Annotated in this window: 16 protein-coding genes and 1 pseudogene; 13 read left to right on the top strand and 4 right to left on the bottom strand. The window is 59.8% G+C overall.

Annotated features, from left to right (window positions below):
• Window positions 1-94: 94 nt before the first annotated feature.
• Entirely contained in the window at window positions 95-1612 is a 1518-nt protein-coding gene (locus ASG19_RS17150) for an ABC transporter substrate-binding protein (protein ID WP_062459979.1), read from the bottom strand.
• Window positions 1613-1960: 348 nt separating this feature from the next.
• Between ASG19_RS17150 and ASG19_RS17155 the strand changes: the two genes are divergently transcribed.
• The 3 genes from ASG19_RS17155 to ASG19_RS17165 are packed head-to-tail and all read left to right on the top strand — an operon-like array spanning window position 1961 to window position 5231.
• On the top strand, window positions 1961-3157 hold the full coding sequence (locus ASG19_RS17155; RefSeq protein WP_062459981.1) for an exo-alpha-sialidase: 1197 nt from the start codon (window positions 1961-1963) through the stop codon (window positions 3155-3157).
• Window positions 3154-4113, top strand: a complete 960-nt coding sequence (pdxA, locus tag ASG19_RS17160; RefSeq protein ID WP_062459984.1) for a 4-hydroxythreonine-4-phosphate dehydrogenase PdxA — start codon at window positions 3154-3156, stop codon at window positions 4111-4113. Before ASG19_RS17155 ends, pdxA begins: the two co-directional genes overlap by 4 nt.
• Window positions 4110-5231, top strand: coding sequence for an iron-containing alcohol dehydrogenase (locus ASG19_RS17165; RefSeq protein WP_062459986.1), 1122 nt, complete (start codon window positions 4110-4112; stop codon window positions 5229-5231). The genes pdxA and ASG19_RS17165 overlap by 4 nt, the downstream gene beginning before the upstream one ends.
• A gap of 92 nt (window positions 5232-5323) precedes the next feature.
• Here the strand turns inward: ASG19_RS17165 and ASG19_RS17170 are convergent, their stop codons facing one another.
• The gene (locus tag ASG19_RS17170) at window positions 5324-6028 is read right to left on the bottom strand and encodes a FadR/GntR family transcriptional regulator (protein WP_062459988.1); all 705 of its coding nucleotides are present in this window, start codon (window positions 6026-6028) and stop codon (window positions 5324-5326) included.
• A 2-nt stretch (window positions 6029-6030) separates the two neighbouring features.
• Complete coding sequence (locus ASG19_RS17175) at window positions 6031-7059, bottom strand: four-carbon acid sugar kinase family protein (RefSeq protein WP_062459990.1); 1029 nt, start codon at window positions 7057-7059, stop codon at window positions 6031-6033.
• 606 nt (window positions 7060-7665) lie between these two features.
• On the opposite strand from ASG19_RS17175, the gene ASG19_RS17180 reads away from it, so the two are divergent.
• Both ASG19_RS17180 and ASG19_RS17185 read left to right on the top strand, forming a co-directional pair.
• Window positions 7666-9132 carry a hypothetical protein gene (locus tag ASG19_RS17180; RefSeq protein ID WP_062459992.1) on the top strand — a complete coding sequence of 489 codons (1467 nt, stop codon included), beginning with the start codon at window positions 7666-7668 and terminating at the stop codon, window positions 9130-9132.
• 171 nt (window positions 9133-9303) lie between these two features.
• Entirely contained in the window at window positions 9304-10353 is a 1050-nt protein-coding gene (locus ASG19_RS17185; RefSeq protein ID WP_062459994.1) for a DUF2278 family protein, read from the top strand.
• A gap of 111 nt (window positions 10354-10464) precedes the next feature.
• Here ASG19_RS17185 and ASG19_RS17190 read toward each other — a convergent pair.
• Window positions 10465-10756, bottom strand: a pseudogene (locus ASG19_RS17190) (FCD domain-containing protein); the annotation flags it as partial.
• 301 nt (window positions 10757-11057) lie between these two features.
• On the opposite strand from ASG19_RS17190, the gene ASG19_RS17195 reads away from it, so the two are divergent.
• The 8 genes from ASG19_RS17195 (at window position 11058) to ASG19_RS17230 (ending at window position 19256) form a co-directional block, all read left to right on the top strand.
• Complete coding sequence (locus ASG19_RS17195) at window positions 11058-11828, top strand: GntR family transcriptional regulator (protein ID WP_082476383.1); 771 nt, start codon at window positions 11058-11060, stop codon at window positions 11826-11828.
• A 196-nt stretch (window positions 11829-12024) separates the two neighbouring features.
• Window positions 12025-13545, top strand: coding sequence for an ABC transporter substrate-binding protein (locus ASG19_RS17200; protein WP_082476384.1), 1521 nt, complete (start codon window positions 12025-12027; stop codon window positions 13543-13545).
• Between the two features lie 95 nt (window positions 13546-13640).
• Window positions 13641-14498: a BtpA/SgcQ family protein gene (locus tag ASG19_RS17205; protein WP_062460004.1), complete on the top strand. Its 858-nt coding sequence runs from the start codon at window positions 13641-13643 to the stop codon at window positions 14496-14498.
• 6 nt (window positions 14499-14504) lie between these two features.
• On the top strand, window positions 14505-15407 hold the full coding sequence (locus ASG19_RS17210) for a ribokinase (protein WP_062460006.1): 903 nt from the start codon (window positions 14505-14507) through the stop codon (window positions 15405-15407).
• Window positions 15408-15411: 4 nt separating this feature from the next.
• Window positions 15412-16404: an ABC transporter ATP-binding protein gene (locus ASG19_RS17215; protein ID WP_062460008.1), complete on the top strand. Its 993-nt coding sequence runs from the start codon at window positions 15412-15414 to the stop codon at window positions 16402-16404.
• Window positions 16401-17471 carry an ABC transporter ATP-binding protein gene (locus tag ASG19_RS17220; protein ID WP_082476385.1) on the top strand — a complete coding sequence of 357 codons (1071 nt, stop codon included), beginning with the start codon at window positions 16401-16403 and terminating at the stop codon, window positions 17469-17471. The genes ASG19_RS17215 and ASG19_RS17220 overlap by 4 nt, the downstream gene beginning before the upstream one ends.
• A gap of 1 nt (window position 17472) precedes the next feature.
• On the top strand, window positions 17473-18417 hold the full coding sequence (locus ASG19_RS17225; protein WP_062460010.1) for an ABC transporter permease: 945 nt from the start codon (window positions 17473-17475) through the stop codon (window positions 18415-18417).
• Entirely contained in the window at window positions 18414-19256 is an 843-nt protein-coding gene (locus ASG19_RS17230) for an ABC transporter permease (protein ID WP_062460012.1), read from the top strand. Before ASG19_RS17225 ends, ASG19_RS17230 begins: the two co-directional genes overlap by 4 nt.
• The last annotated feature ends 80 nt before the right edge of the window (window positions 19257-19336 follow it).

Raw genomic sequence — 19336 nt, forward strand, 5'->3', positions numbered from 1 at the left:
GACCTCGATCTTGCTGGAATGGACGGCGGCAGGAGCGCCGCCCATTTCACTTCGATTGGGACGATCAGGGTCGTCCTCAGCTTATGGTCCGGGGTTAGTTCTTGATGCTGATCTCGGAAAGCTGCAGCATTGAGTTGGTCGCAATGCTCGGCTTGAACTCCAGACGTTCGGACACGCGGGAATAACCGACCATGTGGAAGAGCAACACGTCAGCCACGAGATCGTCGTGGACATAGGCGATCAGCTCCGACCACAGCTTTGCACGTTCATCACCGGTTGCAGCCGAAGCGCGGGTAACGAGGTCATCGACCTTCGGATCGGAGTAACCCGACTGGGTGCCCCTCGAGTCGTATTTGAAGAACATGGTGAAGGACGGGTCGCCCTTGGAATTGTCGTGCATGGCGGCAACGATCTGCGGACCGCGACCTTCCTTGAACGGCTTCGAGTAGTAGACCTCATGCTCGGCTACTTCGACGAAGCGCAGGTCGATCTTGAAACCGACATCCTGCAACTGAGCCTGGATGGCTTCCATGATCTCCGTCACGTTCGGGAAATTGGCTGTCCGCGCGACGACGGTGATCGGCGTGTCAACAGCAACGCCGTCAGCCTTCGCCTCGTCGAGCAGCTTCTTTGCCTGATCCGGATCATACGGGAAGACCTTGACATCCGGGTTCCAGCCGAGTGTCGTCGGCGGCACAAGAGCCGTCGCAAGCACCGCGTCCTGCGGCACGAGCGTTCCGATAAACGCCTCGCGGTCGATCGCCAGGTTCAGCGCCTTGCGGACGCGGACATCATTGAGCGGCGCGATATTGCCATCGATGCGAAGATAGACGGTTTCGCTGTCGAGATAGGAGAAGTCCGTCTTCTCGTTGGTCGCTTCCACCTGCGAGATCGACGGAGCAAGATCCGCTTCGCCGGTCTGAACCATAGCAGCGCGCACGGCCGGATCGGAGCGGAAGAGATAGGTCGCCTTGGTAACCGCTGGCTTCTTGCCCCAGTAGTCGTCACGCGCGTCGAGCACGATCTGCTGGCCCGGCGTCCAGTTGGACAGCTTGTAGGGGCCGGTGCCGATGGGCTCGCGGATGAATTCGAGCGGCGTGCCATCAGGAACGATGGTAACGAGCGACAGCAGCAGCGGCAGGATCGGCTGCACCGGATCGACCTTGAAATCGATGGTGGTGTCGTCGACGATCTTCACGTCGAACTTCATGCCTCCGAAGTAACGGCGGGATTCGCAGATGTTCTTGTCGCTGAAAATACGATCGAAGCTGTATTTGACGTCCTTGGCGCCGAAGGCTTTGCCGTCGGAGAATGTCACGCCCTGGCGGAGATGGAAGCGCCAGGTGCCGTCGCCGGTCTGCTCCCACTTTTCAGCAAGTCGCGGCATCACGCCCTGCTTGCCGCGCACATCGAGCTCGGTCAGCGTTTCGCTGACATTCTCCATGATGACGCGGCCGATATTGGAGCGCGTCGCCATGCAGGGCTCAAGCAGGTCGGCTTCCTCAGGCAAGACGATTTTGATGTCGCTCGACGCAGCCTGCGCCGGAGAAAAACCGGTACCAAGTGCAAGGACAGAGCACAGAAAGGCTCCAAATAGATGCGAAGTTTTCATGTCATTCTCCTCCCTCTAGCTGCGGATCGCACTGGTCAGTGCTCATCTTGCGATGGTCTCCCGACTGTGCGCTTCAGGCATTCCTCCGTGTGGCCCTGTGCGTCGGTCGGGATGCCTCCGTCCGTTTCGTCGCCATAAGCGGGCTGACGCAGACCATCTGATGTCTGACCAAGTTTGTCAAATTAATTATTCCGCTATAGGATTTGGACAAACTTTCGTGAGGATAAATCCATTTATTATCATGATGATGAGGCTGAAGAACTGGCCTCAATCTTCAAATTTCAAAGTCCTTCAAACTTGACAACTTTGTTATTTTGGTGATTTTCACGGTGGCCAGAGGAGACGCCGATGACGCCTGAACAGATTGCAACCGTCATGACCGGCACGGTGAAAGCCGTCGGAAATGGACGACACGAGGCCATGCTGGCTTCCCCGATGATCCAGAACCACGCCTCATTCCTGCACCTCGCCGAAGACGGCGCGCTGATCTGCGCCTGGTTCGGCGGCACGCTGGAAGGCAAGTCGGATATCTCGATCTTTGCTTCCGTTCTGGCGCCGGGGTCTGACACATGGGGCGAGCCGCAGCGGTTGAGTTTCGACCCCGCCCATTCCGAACAGAACCCGGTTCTGTTTGCGGCACCTGAAGGCGGCCTGCTCCTGTTCCACACGTCTCAGCCTTCAGGCAATCAGGACGAATGCCGTATCCGCATGGCGGAGGTAAATCGCGATGCCGGTGACGCGACCAAACTGACGGTCAGCGATGGACGCTATCTCGATTTGCCGCGCGGCTGCTTCGTTCGAGCACCGCTGACCGTTCGCGACGATGGAGCCTGGCTATTGCCGATCTTCCGCTGCATCCAGCGTCCTGGCCAGAAATGGAACGGCAGCCATGATCGCGCAGCCCTCGGCATTTCCGAAGATCACGGCAAAACTTGGCGTCTGGACGACCTCGATCAGTCGACCGGCTGCGTCCATATGAGCCCGGTGTCCATAGGAGACAACAAGTACGCCGCCGTGTTCCGCCGCAGGCAGGCCGATTTCGTCTTTCGCGCCGAGAGTGCCGACGGCGGGCGTACATGGTCCGCGCCCGAAGCGACCGACGTTCCCAACAACAATTCATCGATCGCCGCAACCCGCCTGCAGGATGGCCGTATCGCGATGATCTGCAACCCGACCAATGCGGACATGTCCACAGACCGCCGCGCCTCGCTTTACGACGAGTTGGGCGAAGGCGACGACCGGCCGGATGCCAATCCGGATGGCGGCTGCGTGCCGATCTGGGGTGTGCCACGTGCGCCGGTTGCCGTCTGCATTTCCGACGACGGAGCAAAAAGCTTCTCGCAGCGGATCATCATCGAGGATGGTCCCGGCACCTGCCTGTCGAACAATTCGATCGACGGTCACAACAAGGAAATGTCCTATCCGTCGCTGCTTGAGGGTAACGACGGCAGTCTTCATATCGCCTACACCTATTACAGGCGCTCCATCAAATACGTTCGTCTGGCGCCAGGCTGGGCCAGTTCAGCAGCGGGAGAACAAGCATGAGCAACATCATCGGCATCACCATGGGTGACCCCTGCGGCGTCGGACCCGAGATCACGGTACGGGCGCTTGCCGAAATGAGCGACGCGGATCGTGCCGTCACCCGCATCTACGGAAACCTGCCGACGCTGGAAGCCGCCCGCAAGGCGCTGAACGTCGAGATCGATCTTGCGGCCTATGTCGTTGACCTGCCGATCGAAGGGGCACCGCTACCCTGGGGCCAGCTTTCACCGGTCGCCGGAGATGCGGCATTCCGCTTTATCGAAAAGGCCGTGCGCGATTCCGAAGCCGGCGTGATCGGCTGCATCGTGACCGCCCCAATCAACAAGGAAGCCCTCAACCTTGCCGGCCATCATTACGACGGCCATACCGGCATGCTGCGCAGCCTGACGAAATCGGCAGCCGCCTATATGCTGCTCGCTTCGGAAAAGCTGAAGGTCATCCACGTTTCCACCCATGTCTCGCTGCAGGAAGCGATCCGCCGCGCAACCACCGAACGGGTGCTGGCCACCATCAAGGCCGGCAACAATCACCTGAAGCGCACGGGTTACGAGCGTCCACGCATCGCGGTTGCTGGTATCAATCCGCACTGCGGTGAAAACGGCCTGTTCGGCACCGAGGATGACGACCAGATCGCGCCGGCCGTGGCTGCCGCCCGCGCCGAAGGCATCGACGCCTACGGCCCGATCTCGGCAGACACCGTGTTCCACCGTGCCTATTCCGGCGGCTTCGACCTCGTCGTCGCGCAGTATCACGATCAGGGCCATATCCCGATCAAGCTCGTCGCTTTCGATACGGCTGTAAACGTCTCCGTCGATCTCACGATCGACCGCACCTCTGTTGACCACGGCACAGCTTTCGACATTGCCGGCAAAGGCATCGCCAACCACGGCAACATGCTGTCGGCCATTGCCTATGCCCGCAAGCTGGTAGCTGGCGGCAAGGGAGAGCAGACATGAGCAGCGCTCCATTAATCGTCTTGCATCAACCAAAACGACTTGTCATCGGCGCCGGTAGTGTCGGCGAGGTCGGCACCTGGGCTGGAGCGGTTTCCTCCACGCTGGTAATCGCAACACCGATTACAGCCGGCTTCATCGACCGGTTGAAACTGCCGGGGAAGGTTACCCTGTTCGATGCCATTCCCGGCGAGCCGGAGATCGAAACGCTTGATGCCGCGCTGGCAGCTGCCCGTGCCGCAAAGCCGGATCTCGTTATCGGCCTCGGCGGCGGTTCCGTCATGGACGTCGCCAAGCTTGTCGCGGCCCTTTGGGATAGCGAGCAGACCCTGTCCGATGTCGCCGGCCCCAACAAGGTGGCGGGGCGCAGCACGCGTCTGGCGCAGGTTGCCACCACGGCTGGAACAGGCTCCGAAGCCGGCATCCGCTCGCTGATCACCGACACCGTAAAGGGCGCGAAGATCGCCGTCGAATCTCCGTACCTGATTGCCGATCTCGCGGTTCTCGATCCGGAACTCACCTATTCGGTGCCGCCGGCCGTCACCGCTGCAACCGGCGTCGATGCGATGGCGCATTGCGTGGAGGCATTTACCAGCAAGCGTTCGCATCCGATGATCGACGGTTTTGCGCGCATGGGCATTCACCTCGTCGGCAAATTCTTGAGCCGCGCGGTCAAGGACGGCGCAGATCGTGAGGCACGCGAAGGTCTGATGCTGGCGTCTTACTACGGCGGCATCTGCCTCGGGCCTGTCAATACCGCGGCAGGCCATGCCATCGCCTATCCGCTCGGCACGCTGCTGCATCTGCCGCACGGGCTGGCCAATGCCATCGTGTTTCCCCACGTCCTGGCGTTCAACGCGCCAGTGGCAAAGGACAAGACTGCGGAAGTAGCACAGGCGCTGGGGCTAGGCCAAAATCTCTCGCAGGCCGACCTGTCCGCGCAGGCCTATGGCTTCTGTGCTGATCTCGGCATCGAGATGTCATTGGCAAAACATGGCGCGACCGAAGCCGATCTTCCGCGCTTTGCCGCAGATGCGCACGCTATCCGTCGCCTCATGGACAACAACCCGGCCGATATGAGCGTGGATGACGTTCTGGCGATCTATCGCGCGAGCTTCTGAGATCCTCGCTCCAGTGAAAAAGGCGGTGCCGCCAGCACCGCCTTTTGCGTACCATACCGAAGTCAAATCGCTCGCGATCCTCAAGATCGAGCCTACAGATGCGACGACTGAAAGAGCCTCTCCCGCGATCCCTTCAGATGCTCGAACATCAGACGGCGCGCATCATCCTCGTTGCTGTTGGCGATCGCTGTTGCAATGGCCTCATGTTCGCCAAACACGCGCGACAGGCCGGACGCTTCGCGCTTGATCGAGGCGCCGTGGAATTTCATACCGACGGCAATATGATCCTTCAGGGCTTCCATGGCCGTGGTGAAATAATTGTTCTGCGCGGCACGGGCGATGGCGAGGTGGAACTGAAAGTCGGCATCCTCGCGGTGTGACTGACGGTTCGTGGCATCGCGCAGCAGTTCGAGCGCCTGGCGGATGGCTTTCAGACTGTCGGCATCATGACGGGCGGCAGCGGCCGCAGCTGCGGCAGGCTCCATCGTCAGGCGGAATTCGTAACAGTTGAGAAGATCGGCAACGTTTTCCAGCTGGCCGAAACCTAGCGGATTCCGCAAGCCTACCGAGCGGACGAAACTGCCGGCACCGCGCCTTGAATAGATCAGGCTCTGGTCGCGCAGCCGTTTCAGTGCTTCGCGGATGACGGGTCGGGACACCTCGAATTCGGCGGCCAGATCGTGTTCCGTCGGCAGGCGCTCGTCGGGCTTGTACGCACCGGACTTGATTGCGCGCAACATCCGCTCGAACACGATATCCGCAAGGCCCTTGCGGGCGGTTCCCGTTTCCAGTCCCATCGTCAACCTGCCTTTCGCAGGACCATGTCTGCAATTTGCTTCAACGTATGGGGATGACCGAAGCCACCCGATTTTGCAATAATGCAGCGCCCTTGTGCCGACGCAAGACCAAGACCCGGCAGGCATTCGCCATGCAGACGCAGCCTCGACAGGCCCAGCCGACGCAGCACCGCCTCGGCCGTCGCTCCACCGGAGAGAAGCAGCGTTCCGTCGTAACCGGCAAGGTTCTCGTGCACGCCGTCAGCCAGAGCTTCCGCCACAAGCTGCGCATCGAGCTCTTCCTCACCCGGCGTCGCGTGCACCAGCGTCAGATCAGGTCTTGTCCCACTTTCCGCGTCCAGCCGGCCGTTCGGCGCAGGCAGATACGTCAGGCTGTGGCCGTTGCGCAGGGCGTCGATCTGCGCAAGCGTGATCGGATCGCGCGATCCGATGACAAATGTGATCGGACCGGACGGGATGGTCGCTGCCTGCGCATCGACCTTGTTCGTCATGCGACGGGCGAGCGCTTCTGCAAGACCGCGAGCGCCGATCAGCAGATCGGTCCCGTTGTTCTCAGCGACGTCGAGCGCAACGTCCATGTCGGCGGCTGAGCTAGCGTCAGGGATATGGGCACGAGCTGTGTGCGCACCGAGCCTGTCGGCGATCACGATCGGAGCGTCGATACCAAAGCCCGTGACACATCCGTTCGCAACCACCCGACCGAACTCTGGTATCCCAGGCGCAACGAGGGCACGTGTGAAAGGGATGGCGTCCAGTTCGGCAACGATATTTCCCTTGAGGCGGGAATCGACCTTCTTGAACAGCCGCGTTCCCGGCGGCAGCAAGGTGATTGTCGCAGCCGTGGCGGCACGTGCTTCGCCGGCACTTGTTTCGCGGGTGTTGAGGTTGATGGACAGAACGTCGGGGCGATCGGCGACGATCCCCGTAATTGCATCAAGGTTGAGCGCCACGTCGGTGCGAATACCTCGCCCGGCAAAAGGCGCCGCCGAGTCGAGCGCACCGGTCAGGTCGTCCGCAAGAATGACTAACATACGCCTCCACCTACTTATGTTGTAAGCTTTATACCACGGAAAAGTGCTTATAAGTCAACATGGGTATGGAGTGAAATGACAAATGTATGGTCACCGTCAACCACGACGTGACTGGGCCAGCTGACGCGCTGCTCGACTTTTTCGTCGACATTGCGAATCTTGGCGAGCGTCTTCGTCCGGAGCATTCCTACAGCCTCAGCTTGCTATCTGTCGCACAAATTGCCAGATCGAGGCAGGCTTGGATCGCGTCCATTTGAGACACGGTCGATCGGTTTAGGAGCCGTCAGCCGTCACGCGGCTGCTTTACATAACACTGATGCTCCTGCCTGACTGCCCGCCTCAGCAGGACACCGAGAGAGCATGGTGCGCGATCCGCCACCCGACAAGGCAAGCGCAAACCGCTGCGATCCGCACTAAAGGCCTATGCTTCGCATCTTTGACGGAGTTCAGTCACTCTTTTTATATGGCATTGATAAATACAATATTCTTGAACCTTATGAATAACTTATGACTGCTTTTGAACGATTTTAATCTTAGACTCTAGTTGACTCGATAGAATACTAATCTAAACTTTTGTTGCTGATCGTTCTCTGTGGAGGAGTTTCGATGCAATATCTTGATGACGACATCGTAAATCTTCGGCGACCCGACGGTTCGGAAGCCCAGTACTACTGGGGTGATGGCTGCAATGTCCTGTCTGAGCCAGAGGGCAAAAAAGAGGTTGAGATCGTCGGTCTCCGGGGAGTTGTAGACCGAGGATTTATCGATGGGCGGGCTCGACTTCGGTCGGATGCATTGCTCCGTCTGTCGATGGTCGACGTCCAGCAAGGCGATGGCCTGATCATCGAAACGCCGAGCGGTAAAGTGATCTTCATCGACGGCGGCGACAACCAGCTCTTTGCTCGGCATGCCAATGCGCGATTTCCGAAAACAAGCGATGACGATCCACTGATTGTCGATCTCATTCTCATCACGCACGGTGACGCCGACCATTTTGATGGCCTTACCGAACTGCGAAAGTCGGAAACCGATACGAGACCTCAAAAGCGGATATTTGTCGCCCCGAAGCGGATTTTTCACAATGGCATCGTGAAACGCCCGCTGAAGAAGCTTACCGGCGAACGCCGAAAAGAAACCGAGATGTTCGGCAGGACCGTAGAGGCAGATGGAAGGATATTCATTGTCGACCTCGTGGACGATCAAGCTACCGTCCCGGAAGTTGACAGAAACGGGAAGTTCAACACTTGGGTCGAGACCCTCGAAGCGTGGGGACCACGCGTCGAACGCGCAACCGGGAAGCCGATTGAGAAGCGGCGTCTTGATCACACAAGCGTAGGTGCCTTCGACTTTCTCGCCGCCGACAATATCTCGGTGGAGCTTCTTGGCCCCATTACCGATATTATCGACAAGAATGTCGGCTTGCGGTTTTTGGGTGAACCACCGGACGATGCAAATCTCATGTTAGGGACTGTCGCCGCCAAGGTTGGCTCTCCCTCCGCGTCTCATACGATCAACGGACATTCGATCAACTTCCGTCTCCGCTACGGCAACGTTCGGTTTCTTTTTACCGGCGACATGAACCAGGAGGCCGGGCAACGGTTGCGAGAGGCGCTACCCGGTGCAGCCGTCCGCGCGGAAATCCTGAAGGCGCCTCACCATGGGTCCGCCGACTTCGACATGGAGTTTCTCAAGGAGGTCTCTCCGGTCGTGTCGTTGATTTCGTCAGGAGACGAGAGCGAAGCTAAGGAATACATTCACCCACGCGCCACTCTTATAGCAGCTCTTGGAAAAGCCGGGCGAACAACACCTTCCATCATATTCTGCACTGAGCTCGCGGCTTTTTTCAAGGTCCTTGGCTCTGTGAATGACCCCAAGGATGCCGCGAGGAAGGTGTTCGCTTTTGAGCGAACCAATTTCGGTATCTCTCACGTTAGGACAGATGGTGAGCGGGTGCTCGCTTTCACTCACTCAGGCAAGAAACTTATGAACGAGGCGTATCGATTTACGGTCTCGGCCACAGGCGAGATTTCGTTCGCAGCAAAAGCCGTGAGGCGGGCGGCGCCAAAGCTTTAGGCTAAACTGCCGCAGCCACGCGGCGCGTTGGCTTGCCCTGTCATTTTGACTGATCCACTCGCAATCGGAGGACGTCAGACTTTACAGAAACTGTCGTTCTCAAGCCGATCAACCAACCTGCAATTGTCACGACACTGCTATTCGATGAATTCTAACTGTGGGAGCCCTGACATGCCGCTGAAAAACTACGCCGTCCTGAAGGGACGTCCGACGAACAACCGCCTCGCAACAGGCGCAAATCCCCACTATCAGGTTTTGGTATCCGAAAACGGAACCATGCATCGCATTGCGATCAATGTCAGATCACAGGACGGGAGCGAAGTACAGTTCTTGGTCCGCTCGGCCTTTGAGCATCCGATCACGGAAGAGATTGCGGCGTTGTCCGAGGGGCTTCACCGCGCAGCAAGCGTTCCAGATGGCATCGCTCTCGACTTCATTCGGAGCAATCTCATGCAGCCTTGGGAGCTAAAGCCCTTGCCGCTTTCAGCCACAGGGCCAGACAACGACCTGAACGAAAAGATCGACGCTTATGTACAGCGCGCCATGTCCGATGAAGATTCGTGGATCTATGCATTTGGCGAAATCTGGGGTCCAGAACCCGACAAAGCGGACAAGTATTTCGGTTTTAAGCCAGGTCGCGGCATTCATGATATCCATATGAACCAGGGTAACCCGCCCGGTAAATTCGCGGGCGACAACGGCAAATTCCAAGATGGTGCGCTGATTTTCGAATTCCCGAACGAAAACCAGTGGGTGGCGATCTTCCTCAAGTTTCAGACGCAAGCTTGGCATTCCGACGACGATAGCGCCGATCCGATCGTCCCGGCCAATCCAGATCACGATGGTGAGCCACATACACCGGTCGATCGCGACCGAATTCCGCCGTTTGACGTTCCTGATGGACTGGTGCGAATCATCGCAGCACTTGTCAACGACGTGCGCACCCCCGAACGCGAGACCGTCACCCTACTGAATACGGCCGACGTTGCCGTTCAGCTCGATGGATGGATGATCAAGGATAAGCAGAAGAATACGATGACGCTTTCCGGCACGATCGCTGCTGGCGCGACCATGAGCATCGAGATCAAGCCCCCAACCGCTTTGTCTAACAAGGGAGGGATCATAACTCTGTTGAACGTCGATGGCGTCAAGGTGCATGGTGTTTCCTACACCAAGGGTCAGGCGCGCCAACCTGGGCGAACCATTCCATTTCAGCCGTGACCAAACTTTACCACAGAGAAGCACTATCGCGACATCCGCTTCCGAGCCTTCAAGTTGAACGGACGAGAACCATCGACCTGCCGTCAGAACATCCGTCCCTTTATGGTCTTGCTATCGCGTGTACGATGCCCGCGACCGTCCAAGGTGCGTAAGGACCGCACCGCCAACATCCTTAGCCGCCAGTCGATGGAGGCTCTTCATGCTCAACTAGCGTGAATTTCTCCTTGCCGGTCCAGATCAGCACGTCCGTGTAATAGGTCATCAGCCATGCCAGCATCGCTTCACTGACTGCAATTAAGATCGGGTTTCCGGTGATCTGCGCGATGCGCGTGTGAAACTGCATATCTGCTGCGATAAACTCCTCGGCTTTTCCCATGGATCGGCGTTGGTGTTCGATGATGTCAGAGTTCAGCGCTTTTGAATGTGAGGAAGCTGGCGATGGTGGAAGAGCAACGCTCGCTCCGTTTGCGACGGGACGGCTTATGTTGACGAGCCGTCCTGCCGCCCCGACTTGACCTTACCCCAAGATGGAGGGCTCCAAGGCGGTGGAGCACTCGACCACGAACATACTTTCCGCGTTGGAGGGACCGCACTTCAACGGTCACCTCGGCACCGTCCATCGGCGAGCGCTGTTCAATAATACTCAACTCGCCCAAAAACTAAGCGCACAGCAAATTGCTCAAAAATAGCCTTGACGAAATGTCATGACGTTATACTCTATCACCATGAGCTGGAATGATACCGATCTTGAAGAAAGCCCGATACCACGCTGGTCGCAGATTGCGGACCGGTTGCGGACGGACATCGAGAGCGGCAGTTTCAAGCCTGGCGATGTTCTGCCGGGGGAAGCGGAGATCAACAAGCGCTTCGGTGTCAGCCGGAGTACCTCACGGGCAGCTCTGGACTATCTGGAAACCGAAGGTCTCATCAAGCGACGCTCCGGCGTCGGGTCGATCGTCATCGAACCGCGTGTCGAGCGTCCGTTGAACCAGATCTCCTCGTTTTCGGAAGACATGCGTCGGCGCGGTCTGACACCCGGCTATCGAACACGATCCGTCAAGGTCGTGTCCGCCAGTGCGGCAATCGCTTTGGAGCTACAACTCCAGCCCGGCGACGACGTGGTGGAGATCGACAGGACAATGCTGGCGGACGGCATGCCGCTTGCAACCTCGATCACATATCTGCGCCCGCAACTGTTCAAGAAGTCGGGTATTCCGACGATCGAGGAACTGGATAGCGGCTCGCTTTACGAAAGACTGCGGCGCGACGACATCGTTTTCGCCGGTGGCGACGAACGCATCGAAGCCGCAATGGCCGACACCATGACGGCCCGCATCCTCAACGTCCGGCAGCCGGCGGTCGTGCTGATCTGCCACCGAACCTCCTGGATGCCCGACAGGCAGCCAGTGGAATACGTCGTTCTGCACTATCTCGCAGAACGCTACAGCTTCCACGTGAAGCTCATCAAAGCCTGACAGCTCGAAAGGCTGATCGCAACACAGGAGCCCGCGGCTTGGTCGGGGGCTCTGCCGGCTATCCGTGCCGTTTCGGCAGCCGTCGATACTCACAACATTCGTATCCATCTGTCCCGACGGGCTTCCCGGCGCAGGACAGGTGCGTCCCGAAGAATACTGAACACAGAACAACAATAATAATCGCCAGAGAAGGAACATGACGTTGACGACTATACGCAGCTCGTTTCTGGGCCTAGCAGCCCTCTCCCTGTCTCTTTTGCCCGTCGCAGCTTCCGCTCAGACGCCCGAAAAAGGCGGCACGCTGAACATCGGCGTCGTCTCGGATCCCGTGACGCTGGATCCCGCCTTCTTCGCCTCCTATTTCGAGCTCTACGAGCAATACCTGATTTACGAACCCCTGCTGACCATGACGCCAGAACTCAAGGTCGTCCCGGGCATTGCCAGTTACAAACAGGTCGATGACCTCACCTACACGTTCGAGATCAAGCCGGGCGTGACGTTCCAGGACGGAACCCCTTACGACGCTGCAGCCGCGAAGTTCAATCTCGACCGCATGCTGGACCAAAAGACCGGTTCGCCACGTCGTTCGGATCTCGGCCCGATCGCATCGGTTGAGGTTACGGGGCCGCTTGCTTTCACCGTCAAGTTCTCTCAGCCCTACGCGCAGTTTCCCTTGGTGATGACGAACCGTGCGGGCCTTTTCGTCTCGCCGACCGCGCTGCAGAAACTCGGTCCTGATTTCGCAACCAAGGGGGTTGGTGCCGGACCTTTCAAGCTCGATAGCTGGACCAAAAACGGCCAGATGGTGCTCTCTGCCTTCGACGGCTATCACAAGGGACGTGCCCCCCTCGACAAGGTCATCATTCGACCAATCCCTGACGAAACGCTGCGCACGGCCGGCCTGAAAAGTGGCGATCTCCAACTGGTCGACATCGTCCCGCCGCAGAGCCTGGCGCAGATCAAGACCGATCCATCTGTCAATGTGGCCGACATTCCGGGCCTCGGCTTCAATGCCTTCTCGATCAACAATACCAAGGCCCCCTTCAACGATATGAAGGTCCGTCAGGCATTGCTGTATTCCGTCGACAAGGACGTCGTGAACAAGGTGGCCTACTTCAATACGGGTTCGCCTGCCTTTGGTCCCGTTCCACCACCGATCACCTGGGCGTTCGATCCGAACTTCAAGCCCTACAAGCGTGACGTTGCAAAGGCCAAACAACTCCTCACCGAGGCTGGTCATCCGGACGGTGTACCGTTTGCAATCACCGTCGTCGCGTCGCCACTGCAGCTTCGCGTCGCACAGATCATCCAGGCGCAGGCCCAGGAAGCCGGTTTCAAGGTCTCTGTCCGTCAGGTTGACGCGACAAGCCTGATCTCGGTCCTTCAGAAGAAGGACTTCGATATCTCCTGGTCGCCCTGGACCGGTCGTCCGGACCCGGACGGCAACATGTACAACTGGTTCACCAAAGGCGGTCCGAACAACTTCTCGGGCTACAGCAATGATGACGTCGACAGCCTGATGAAAAAGGCCCGTGTCAGCGCCGACCAGTCCGAACGCGCTACGATGTACAGGCAGGCACAACAGATGATTTCCGACGACGCCGGAATGCTGTTCCTGCATTTCGACTCAACGCTGCAGGGCTCGACCAAGAAGCTTCACTGGACCCCCTACCCAGACACCGCCTTCCGTCTTGGAGACGCGTGGCTGCAGAAGTGATCCCTTCCGCTCTCCTCTAACCTCACGACACACCGTCGCGCGCCCTGCTGCGTCGCGACGGTGCCAAAAGACTGCAAAAGCAAAAAGGCAACCAGATGAGTGATACACCAAAGGCAAAACCGGTCTTCCGCGTGAAGCCAAATGCCATCGAGCAGATTTTCGGCCGCCGCAAGGCCGTCATCGGAGTGATCCATTCCCTCGCTCTTCCAGGCTCGCCGGATTATGACGGTCAGCCGTTCTCCGAGATTGTCGATTTTGCCGTTGCCGAGGCAGAGCGTTACAAGACCGGCGGCGTCGATGGACTGATCGTCGAGAACCACGGCGACATCCCGTTCGCCAAGCCGAACAATCTCGGCCCGGAAACCGCCGCTTCGATGGCTGTCATGACTGATGCGGTGCGTCGCGCAACCGGCATCCCGGTCGGCGTCAATGTTCTGGCCAACGGCGCGATCCAGGCGATCGCCGTCGCCAAGGCCGCTGGCGCCGCCTTCGTGCGCGTCAACCAGTGGTCCAATGCCTATGTCGCAAACGAAGGCCTGATGGACGGACCTGCCGGCGAAGCTGCGCGCTACCGTGCGTACCTCCGCGCCCGCGACATCAAGATCTTCGCCGACGTGCACGTCAAGCACGGCGCCCATGCGATCACCGGCGACCGCACCATCCAGGAACTTGCCCGCGACAACGAATTCTTCGACGCCGACGTAGCGATCGCCACAGGCCAGCGCACCGGCGATTCCGCCACCATGGAAGAGCTCCAGACCATCGATAGCGGCACGTCGCTTCCCGTCGCCGTCGGCTCCGGCGTCACGCCAGACAATGTCGGCGATATATTTTCGGTCGCAGACGCCGTCATCGTCGCAAGCTACCTGAAACGCGATGGCGTCTGGTGGAACCCGGTCGATCCCGAGCGCCTGAACGTCTTTATGCAGGCCGTCAAGAAGGCAAGGAGCTGACCGCGCGTGGCTAAGGTCCTTGTACTCGGCAATGCCGGGCTCGATATCAGCCTGCAGATGCCACGCCTGCCCGAGCGGGGCGAAACTCTGCTCGGCGACGGTGCCATGCGTGCGCCTGGCGGCAAGGGCCTTAATCAGGCGGTCGTTGCCGCCCGCGCCGGGGCCGATACGCGCTTTGCCGGCCCGATCGGCAAGGACGGCATGGGCGAGGAGATCATCCGAATCCTCGGGGCCGAACAAAACCTGGTCTTCGAACCGCAGCGGCTGGAAGGCTCAAGCGATTTCTCGCTCCTGATGGTCTTGCCCGATGGCGAAAACAGCATCGTCACCGCCGGCGCCTGTGCCGCCGCCTTCTCTCAAGAAGCCGCGTCCCGCTTCGCCGCCAACACTGAGGCAGGCGATCTCTTCCTTGCCCAGGGAAATCTGACGCAGGAGACGACACTTGCCGGGTTCAAGGCCGCACGCGACCGCGGCGCCTATACGGTCTTCAACCCGGCCCCGATCTGGTGGGATGCCACGCCGCTGCTTGCCCACTGCGATATTCTTGTCGTCAATCGCGGTGAGGCCGAAGCCATCAGTGGTCTGGATGATCCCCGTGCTGCGGCTGCAAGGCTTCACAAACGAGGCGCGAAAACCACCATCATCACGCTCGGTGGCGACGGCTGTCTGGTGCACTCGAGCGGCACCACTCGGCACCACGAAGCGATTGCCGTCAAGGTCAGGGACACGACCGGCTGCGGCGACACGTTTTGCGGCGCGCTGTGCGCGACCCTCTCGCTCGGCCATTCGTTGGAGAAAGCGATCGCCTATGCCCAATCTGCTGCATCCATCACGGCCACGCGTCCCGGCGCCTTCCGCGCACTGCCCAGCCCTGCCGAACTCTCCGCCCTTTGCAAAACGGAGGCCTGACGTGATGGCGCAAACAGAACAGAATCTGCTTCTGGACATCGATCGCATGTCCGTGGCCCTCGGTCCGCCGGGCAAGCGAGTTCGGATCGTGAGGGATGTTTCGCTGGAAATTGCCCCTGGCCGTATCACTTGCGTTGTCGGAGAGTCAGGATCCGGCAAGAGCGTTTTCGCCATGTCGCTGATGCGGTTAATGTCGGACGATATTTCGGAAATGACGGCAGAGAAGGCGCTGTTCGAAGGCCAGGATCTCAAGGCTCTGACCGAACGCGACATGCTCAAGCTGCGCGGCAGCCGCATGGCGATGATCTTTCAAGAGCCTATGACCAGTCTAAATCCGGTCTTCACGATCGGAGACCAGATTGCCGAGGCAGTCCAGCTTCATCAGAAGGTATCCGCGGCCGAAGCCCGGAAAAAGGCGCTCGCGGCTTTGCAGAGCGTTCATATTCCTGCCGCCGAGCGCAGGCTCGATGCCTATCCGCACGAACTTTCAGGCGGCATGCGCCAGCGCGTGATGATCGCCATGGCGCTGGCCTGCGAACCGTCGCTGCTGATCGCCGACGAGCCGACGACGGCGCTCGACGTCACCATTCAGGCGCAGATCCTTGCCTTGCTGATGGAGCTTCGCGAGCGCTCCGGCATGGGCATCCTGTTCATCACCCACAATCTCGGCGTGGTTTCGGAAATCGCCGACGACGTGGCGGTCATGTATGCCGGCCGCATTGTCGAAAGAGCGCCGGCCGCCTCTCTGTTTACCGATGCCCAGCATCCTTACACGCTGGCCCTCCTGGCAGCGATGCCGCATCTGGGCGCGACGGTGGAACGCCTCGAGCCCATCCTCGGCCGCATGCCGCCGCCCTGGGAGGAGGAGCTCGGCTGCCGTTTCGCGCCGCGCTGTCCGTTTGCGGCACCCGAATGCGCCAAGCTTCCGCCACTGCGCGAGATTGGCGTCGACCACCATGTCGCCTGCTGGCGCGCGCCCGTGGAGGACCTGGCATGACGCCCTTGCTCGCCGCCGAAAATTTGGTGAAATCGTTTTCCGTCTCCACCGGCTGGGGAAAGCCCAAGCGCTTTTATGCGGTCGACACTGTCAGCATTTCGGTCGAGCGTGGCCGCACGCTTGCGGTCGTCGGTGAATCCGGCTGCGGCAAGAGCACGGTCGGCTCCCTGCTGCTGCGCCTTCAGGATCCCGACAGCGGCAGCATCCGTCTCGACGGCGAGGATGCCATGGCTCTCGACAGCAACGGCCTTCGCCGCTTTCGTCGGCGGGTTCAGGTCGTCTTTCAGGATCCCTTTGCATCGCTCGATCCTCGCGAACGCATTCGCGAGGTCCTGGTCCGCCCCATGCTGCTGCATCGGCTTTGCGACAGGCCGGAAGCATTGAAGCGCGCCGCCGCCCTGATGGAAGCGGTCGGTCTGTCCGCTGAACAGCTGGACCGCTTCCCTCACCAGTTTTCCGGCGGCCAGAGGCAGCGCATCGCGATCGCCCGGGCGCTGTCGGTGCAGCCGGATCTGATTATCTGCGATGAGCCGGTGTCAGCGCTGGATGTTTCCGTGCAAGCGCAGGTCGTCAACCTTCTGCAGGACCTGCAGCGCGATACCGGCGTCGCCTTCATCTTCATCTCGCACGATCTCGCCGTCGTTCGCCATCTGGCCCACGATGTCGCGGTCATGTATTCGGGCCGGATCGTCGAGCAGGCGCCCACCCGCGAACTCTTCGACAATCCCCGACATCCCTATACCCGGGCGCTTCTGGCCGCCGCACCCCGCGTCGAGATCCAGAGAAAATCGCATGTGCTTCTGACAGGCGAGCCACCCGATCCGACCAACCGCATCGCCGGTTGCCGGTTCGCCGCGCGCTGTCCCTATGTGCAGGACCGATGCACGCAGGAGGAGCCGCCACTCGTGCCCGTGAATGCGGCCCACCTGTCGGCCTGTTTCTTCGCCACGACGCTTCCGCAGGTCGAAACGCTCCCAGACACCCTGCCGGGCACGTCCGCCTCTGCCCGCATGGCCGCCTATCGCCGCGCTCGTGACCGCCAAACGCAACAGGCTGAGGACATCTGACATGAAGCTGATCGTCACCCGCGTCCTCTCGGTCATTCCGGTCCTCTTCGGCCTCTGCGTGCTCTCCTACACGCTGCTCGCGATGATCCCCGGAGATCCGATCACCGCCATGCTCGGCATGGATGCCACGCCGGAAGCGATCGCCGCGCTGCGCGCAAAATTTGCTCTAGACGAGCCCTTGCCGCTCCGGTTCATCTCCTGGTTCGGGCATCTTCTGATCGGCGATCTCGGTCGTTCCATCCAGTCGGGCCGACCGGTCCTCAGCATGGTCATGACCGCCATGGTGCCGACCATGCAGCTCGGCTTAGCGGCGCTTTTGATCTCGCTGGTCATCGCCATTCCGGCCGGAGTGATTTCCGCAGCACGCCGCAACAGCGTCGCCGATTATAGCGTCTCGCTGATTTCGCTGGCAGGCCTTTCGCTGCCGAGCTTCTGGCTGGCGATCCTGCTTGTCCTCTTCCTGTCGATCCGTCTGCAGATTTTCCCCTCCTCCGGCTATGTGCCTATCGGCGAAGATCCCGTTGGCGCTTTACGCCACATCACCCTGCCGGCGATCACGCTCGGCGTCGCCATGGCCGCGTCGACCATGCGCATGACCCGCGCCGCCATGCTGGACGTGCTGAATGCGGACTATATCCGGACGGCGCGCGCCAAGGGCCTGCCCTTTCGACGTGTGGTCTGGAAACATGCGCTGCGAAACGCCCTGATCCCGGTAACGACGCTGGTCGGCCTGCAGCTCGGCCAGTTGATGGGCGGCGTGGTGGTAACGGAGACTGTGTTCGCTTGGCCGGGCATCGGCAAGCTGACGGTCGATGCGATCTTCGCGCGTGACTATCCCGTGGTGCAAGGCGCCATCCTGGCATCCGCCGTACTCTTCGTCTTCATCAATCTTGCCACCGACCTTCTTTACGCGACGCTCGATCCCAGACTGAGGAAACGTGCATGACCACAGCTCCCGCATCTCACTCGTTGATACGCCGTCTTGTGGAAGACAGCCGCAGTGCCTTCGGCATGGCGCTGGTCAGCATCCTTGTCCTGGCTGCGGTGTTCGGACCGGTCTTGTCCTCCTATGCGCCTGACGCTGCCGATTTCATGGCAACGCTTGCCCCACCGTCAGCCGATCATTTTCTCGGTACCGACGATCTCGGTCGCGACGTGCTGTCGCGTATCCTGTCCGGTGCACGGGTATCGCTGCTTGTCGGCGTGATCAGCGTCGGTGGCGCGGTTCTTTTCGGCCTGCCGATCGGCCTTGTTGCCGGCTACCTGGGCGGCAGAACAGATGCGGTTCTGATGCGCTGCATGGACGTTCTACTGGCCTTTCCGGGCATCCTGCTGGCACTCGGCATCACAGCGGCGCTTGGCGCGTCGCTTACCAACACGATCATCGCGATCGCCGTCATCAACACGCCGACCATCGCCCGGGTGACCCGCGCCCAGACCATGTTGGTCTCCAGCCTCGATTACGTGAAGGCGAACCGGGCGCTCGGCTTTAGCAATCTGACGATCATGACCCGCAGCGTTTTGCCCAATGCCCTGTCGCCCGTCCTGGTCCAGGCATCGCTGCTGCTTGCCTCGTCGATCATCACGGAGTCCTATCTTTCCTTCCTCGGTCTTGGCGTCCAGCCGCCGACCCCGACCTGGGGCAGCATGCTGCGTGATGCAATCAGCTTTATCGACCAGGCAACCTGGCTCGCCTGGTTTCCGGGTGCTGCAATCTTCCTGACTGTGCTCGGCTTCAACATCTTCGGCGATGGTTTACGCGACCGTCTCGATCCGCGCGACTGAGCCGATGCCACTGGACCCGCCATCTTCCACCTCGCTCAAGGTGCAACCGACGCGACCAAGAGCGATATTTCAACTCCTCA

It is taken from the genome of Rhizobium sp. Leaf306 (assembly GCF_001423425.1).
In the GTDB taxonomy this organism is placed as follows: Bacteria; Pseudomonadota; Alphaproteobacteria; order Rhizobiales; family Rhizobiaceae; genus Neorhizobium; species Neorhizobium soli.

What these genes read in the sequence shown, in the direction of transcription:
- ASG19_RS17150 (WP_062459979.1), bottom strand. Translation starts at nt 1,612, where the DNA reads ATGAAAACTTCGCATCTATTTGGAGCCTTTCTGTGCTCTGTCCTTGCA.
- ASG19_RS17155 (WP_062459981.1), top strand. Translation starts at nt 1,961, where the DNA reads ATGACGCCTGAACAGATTGCAACCGTCATGACCGGCACGGTGAAAGCC.
- pdxA (WP_062459984.1), top strand. Translation starts at nt 3,154, where the DNA reads ATGAGCAACATCATCGGCATCACCATGGGTGACCCCTGCGGCGTCGGA.
- ASG19_RS17165 (WP_062459986.1), top strand. Translation starts at nt 4,110, where the DNA reads ATGAGCAGCGCTCCATTAATCGTCTTGCATCAACCAAAACGACTTGTC.
- ASG19_RS17170 (WP_062459988.1), bottom strand. Translation starts at nt 6,028, where the DNA reads ATGGGACTGGAAACGGGAACCGCCCGCAAGGGCCTTGCGGATATCGTG.
- ASG19_RS17175 (WP_062459990.1), bottom strand. Translation starts at nt 7,059, where the DNA reads ATGTTAGTCATTCTTGCGGACGACCTGACCGGTGCGCTCGACTCGGCG.
- ASG19_RS17180 (WP_062459992.1), top strand. Translation starts at nt 7,666, where the DNA reads ATGCAATATCTTGATGACGACATCGTAAATCTTCGGCGACCCGACGGT.
- ASG19_RS17185 (WP_062459994.1), top strand. Translation starts at nt 9,304, where the DNA reads ATGCCGCTGAAAAACTACGCCGTCCTGAAGGGACGTCCGACGAACAAC.
- ASG19_RS17195 (WP_082476383.1), top strand. Translation starts at nt 11,058, where the DNA reads ATGACGTTATACTCTATCACCATGAGCTGGAATGATACCGATCTTGAA.
- ASG19_RS17200 (WP_082476384.1), top strand. Translation starts at nt 12,025, where the DNA reads ATGACGTTGACGACTATACGCAGCTCGTTTCTGGGCCTAGCAGCCCTC.
- ASG19_RS17205 (WP_062460004.1), top strand. Translation starts at nt 13,641, where the DNA reads ATGAGTGATACACCAAAGGCAAAACCGGTCTTCCGCGTGAAGCCAAAT.
- ASG19_RS17215 (WP_062460008.1), top strand. Translation starts at nt 15,412, where the DNA reads ATGGCGCAAACAGAACAGAATCTGCTTCTGGACATCGATCGCATGTCC.
- ASG19_RS17220 (WP_082476385.1), top strand. Translation starts at nt 16,401, where the DNA reads ATGACGCCCTTGCTCGCCGCCGAAAATTTGGTGAAATCGTTTTCCGTC.
- ASG19_RS17225 (WP_062460010.1), top strand. Translation starts at nt 17,473, where the DNA reads ATGAAGCTGATCGTCACCCGCGTCCTCTCGGTCATTCCGGTCCTCTTC.
- ASG19_RS17230 (WP_062460012.1), top strand. Translation starts at nt 18,414, where the DNA reads ATGACCACAGCTCCCGCATCTCACTCGTTGATACGCCGTCTTGTGGAA.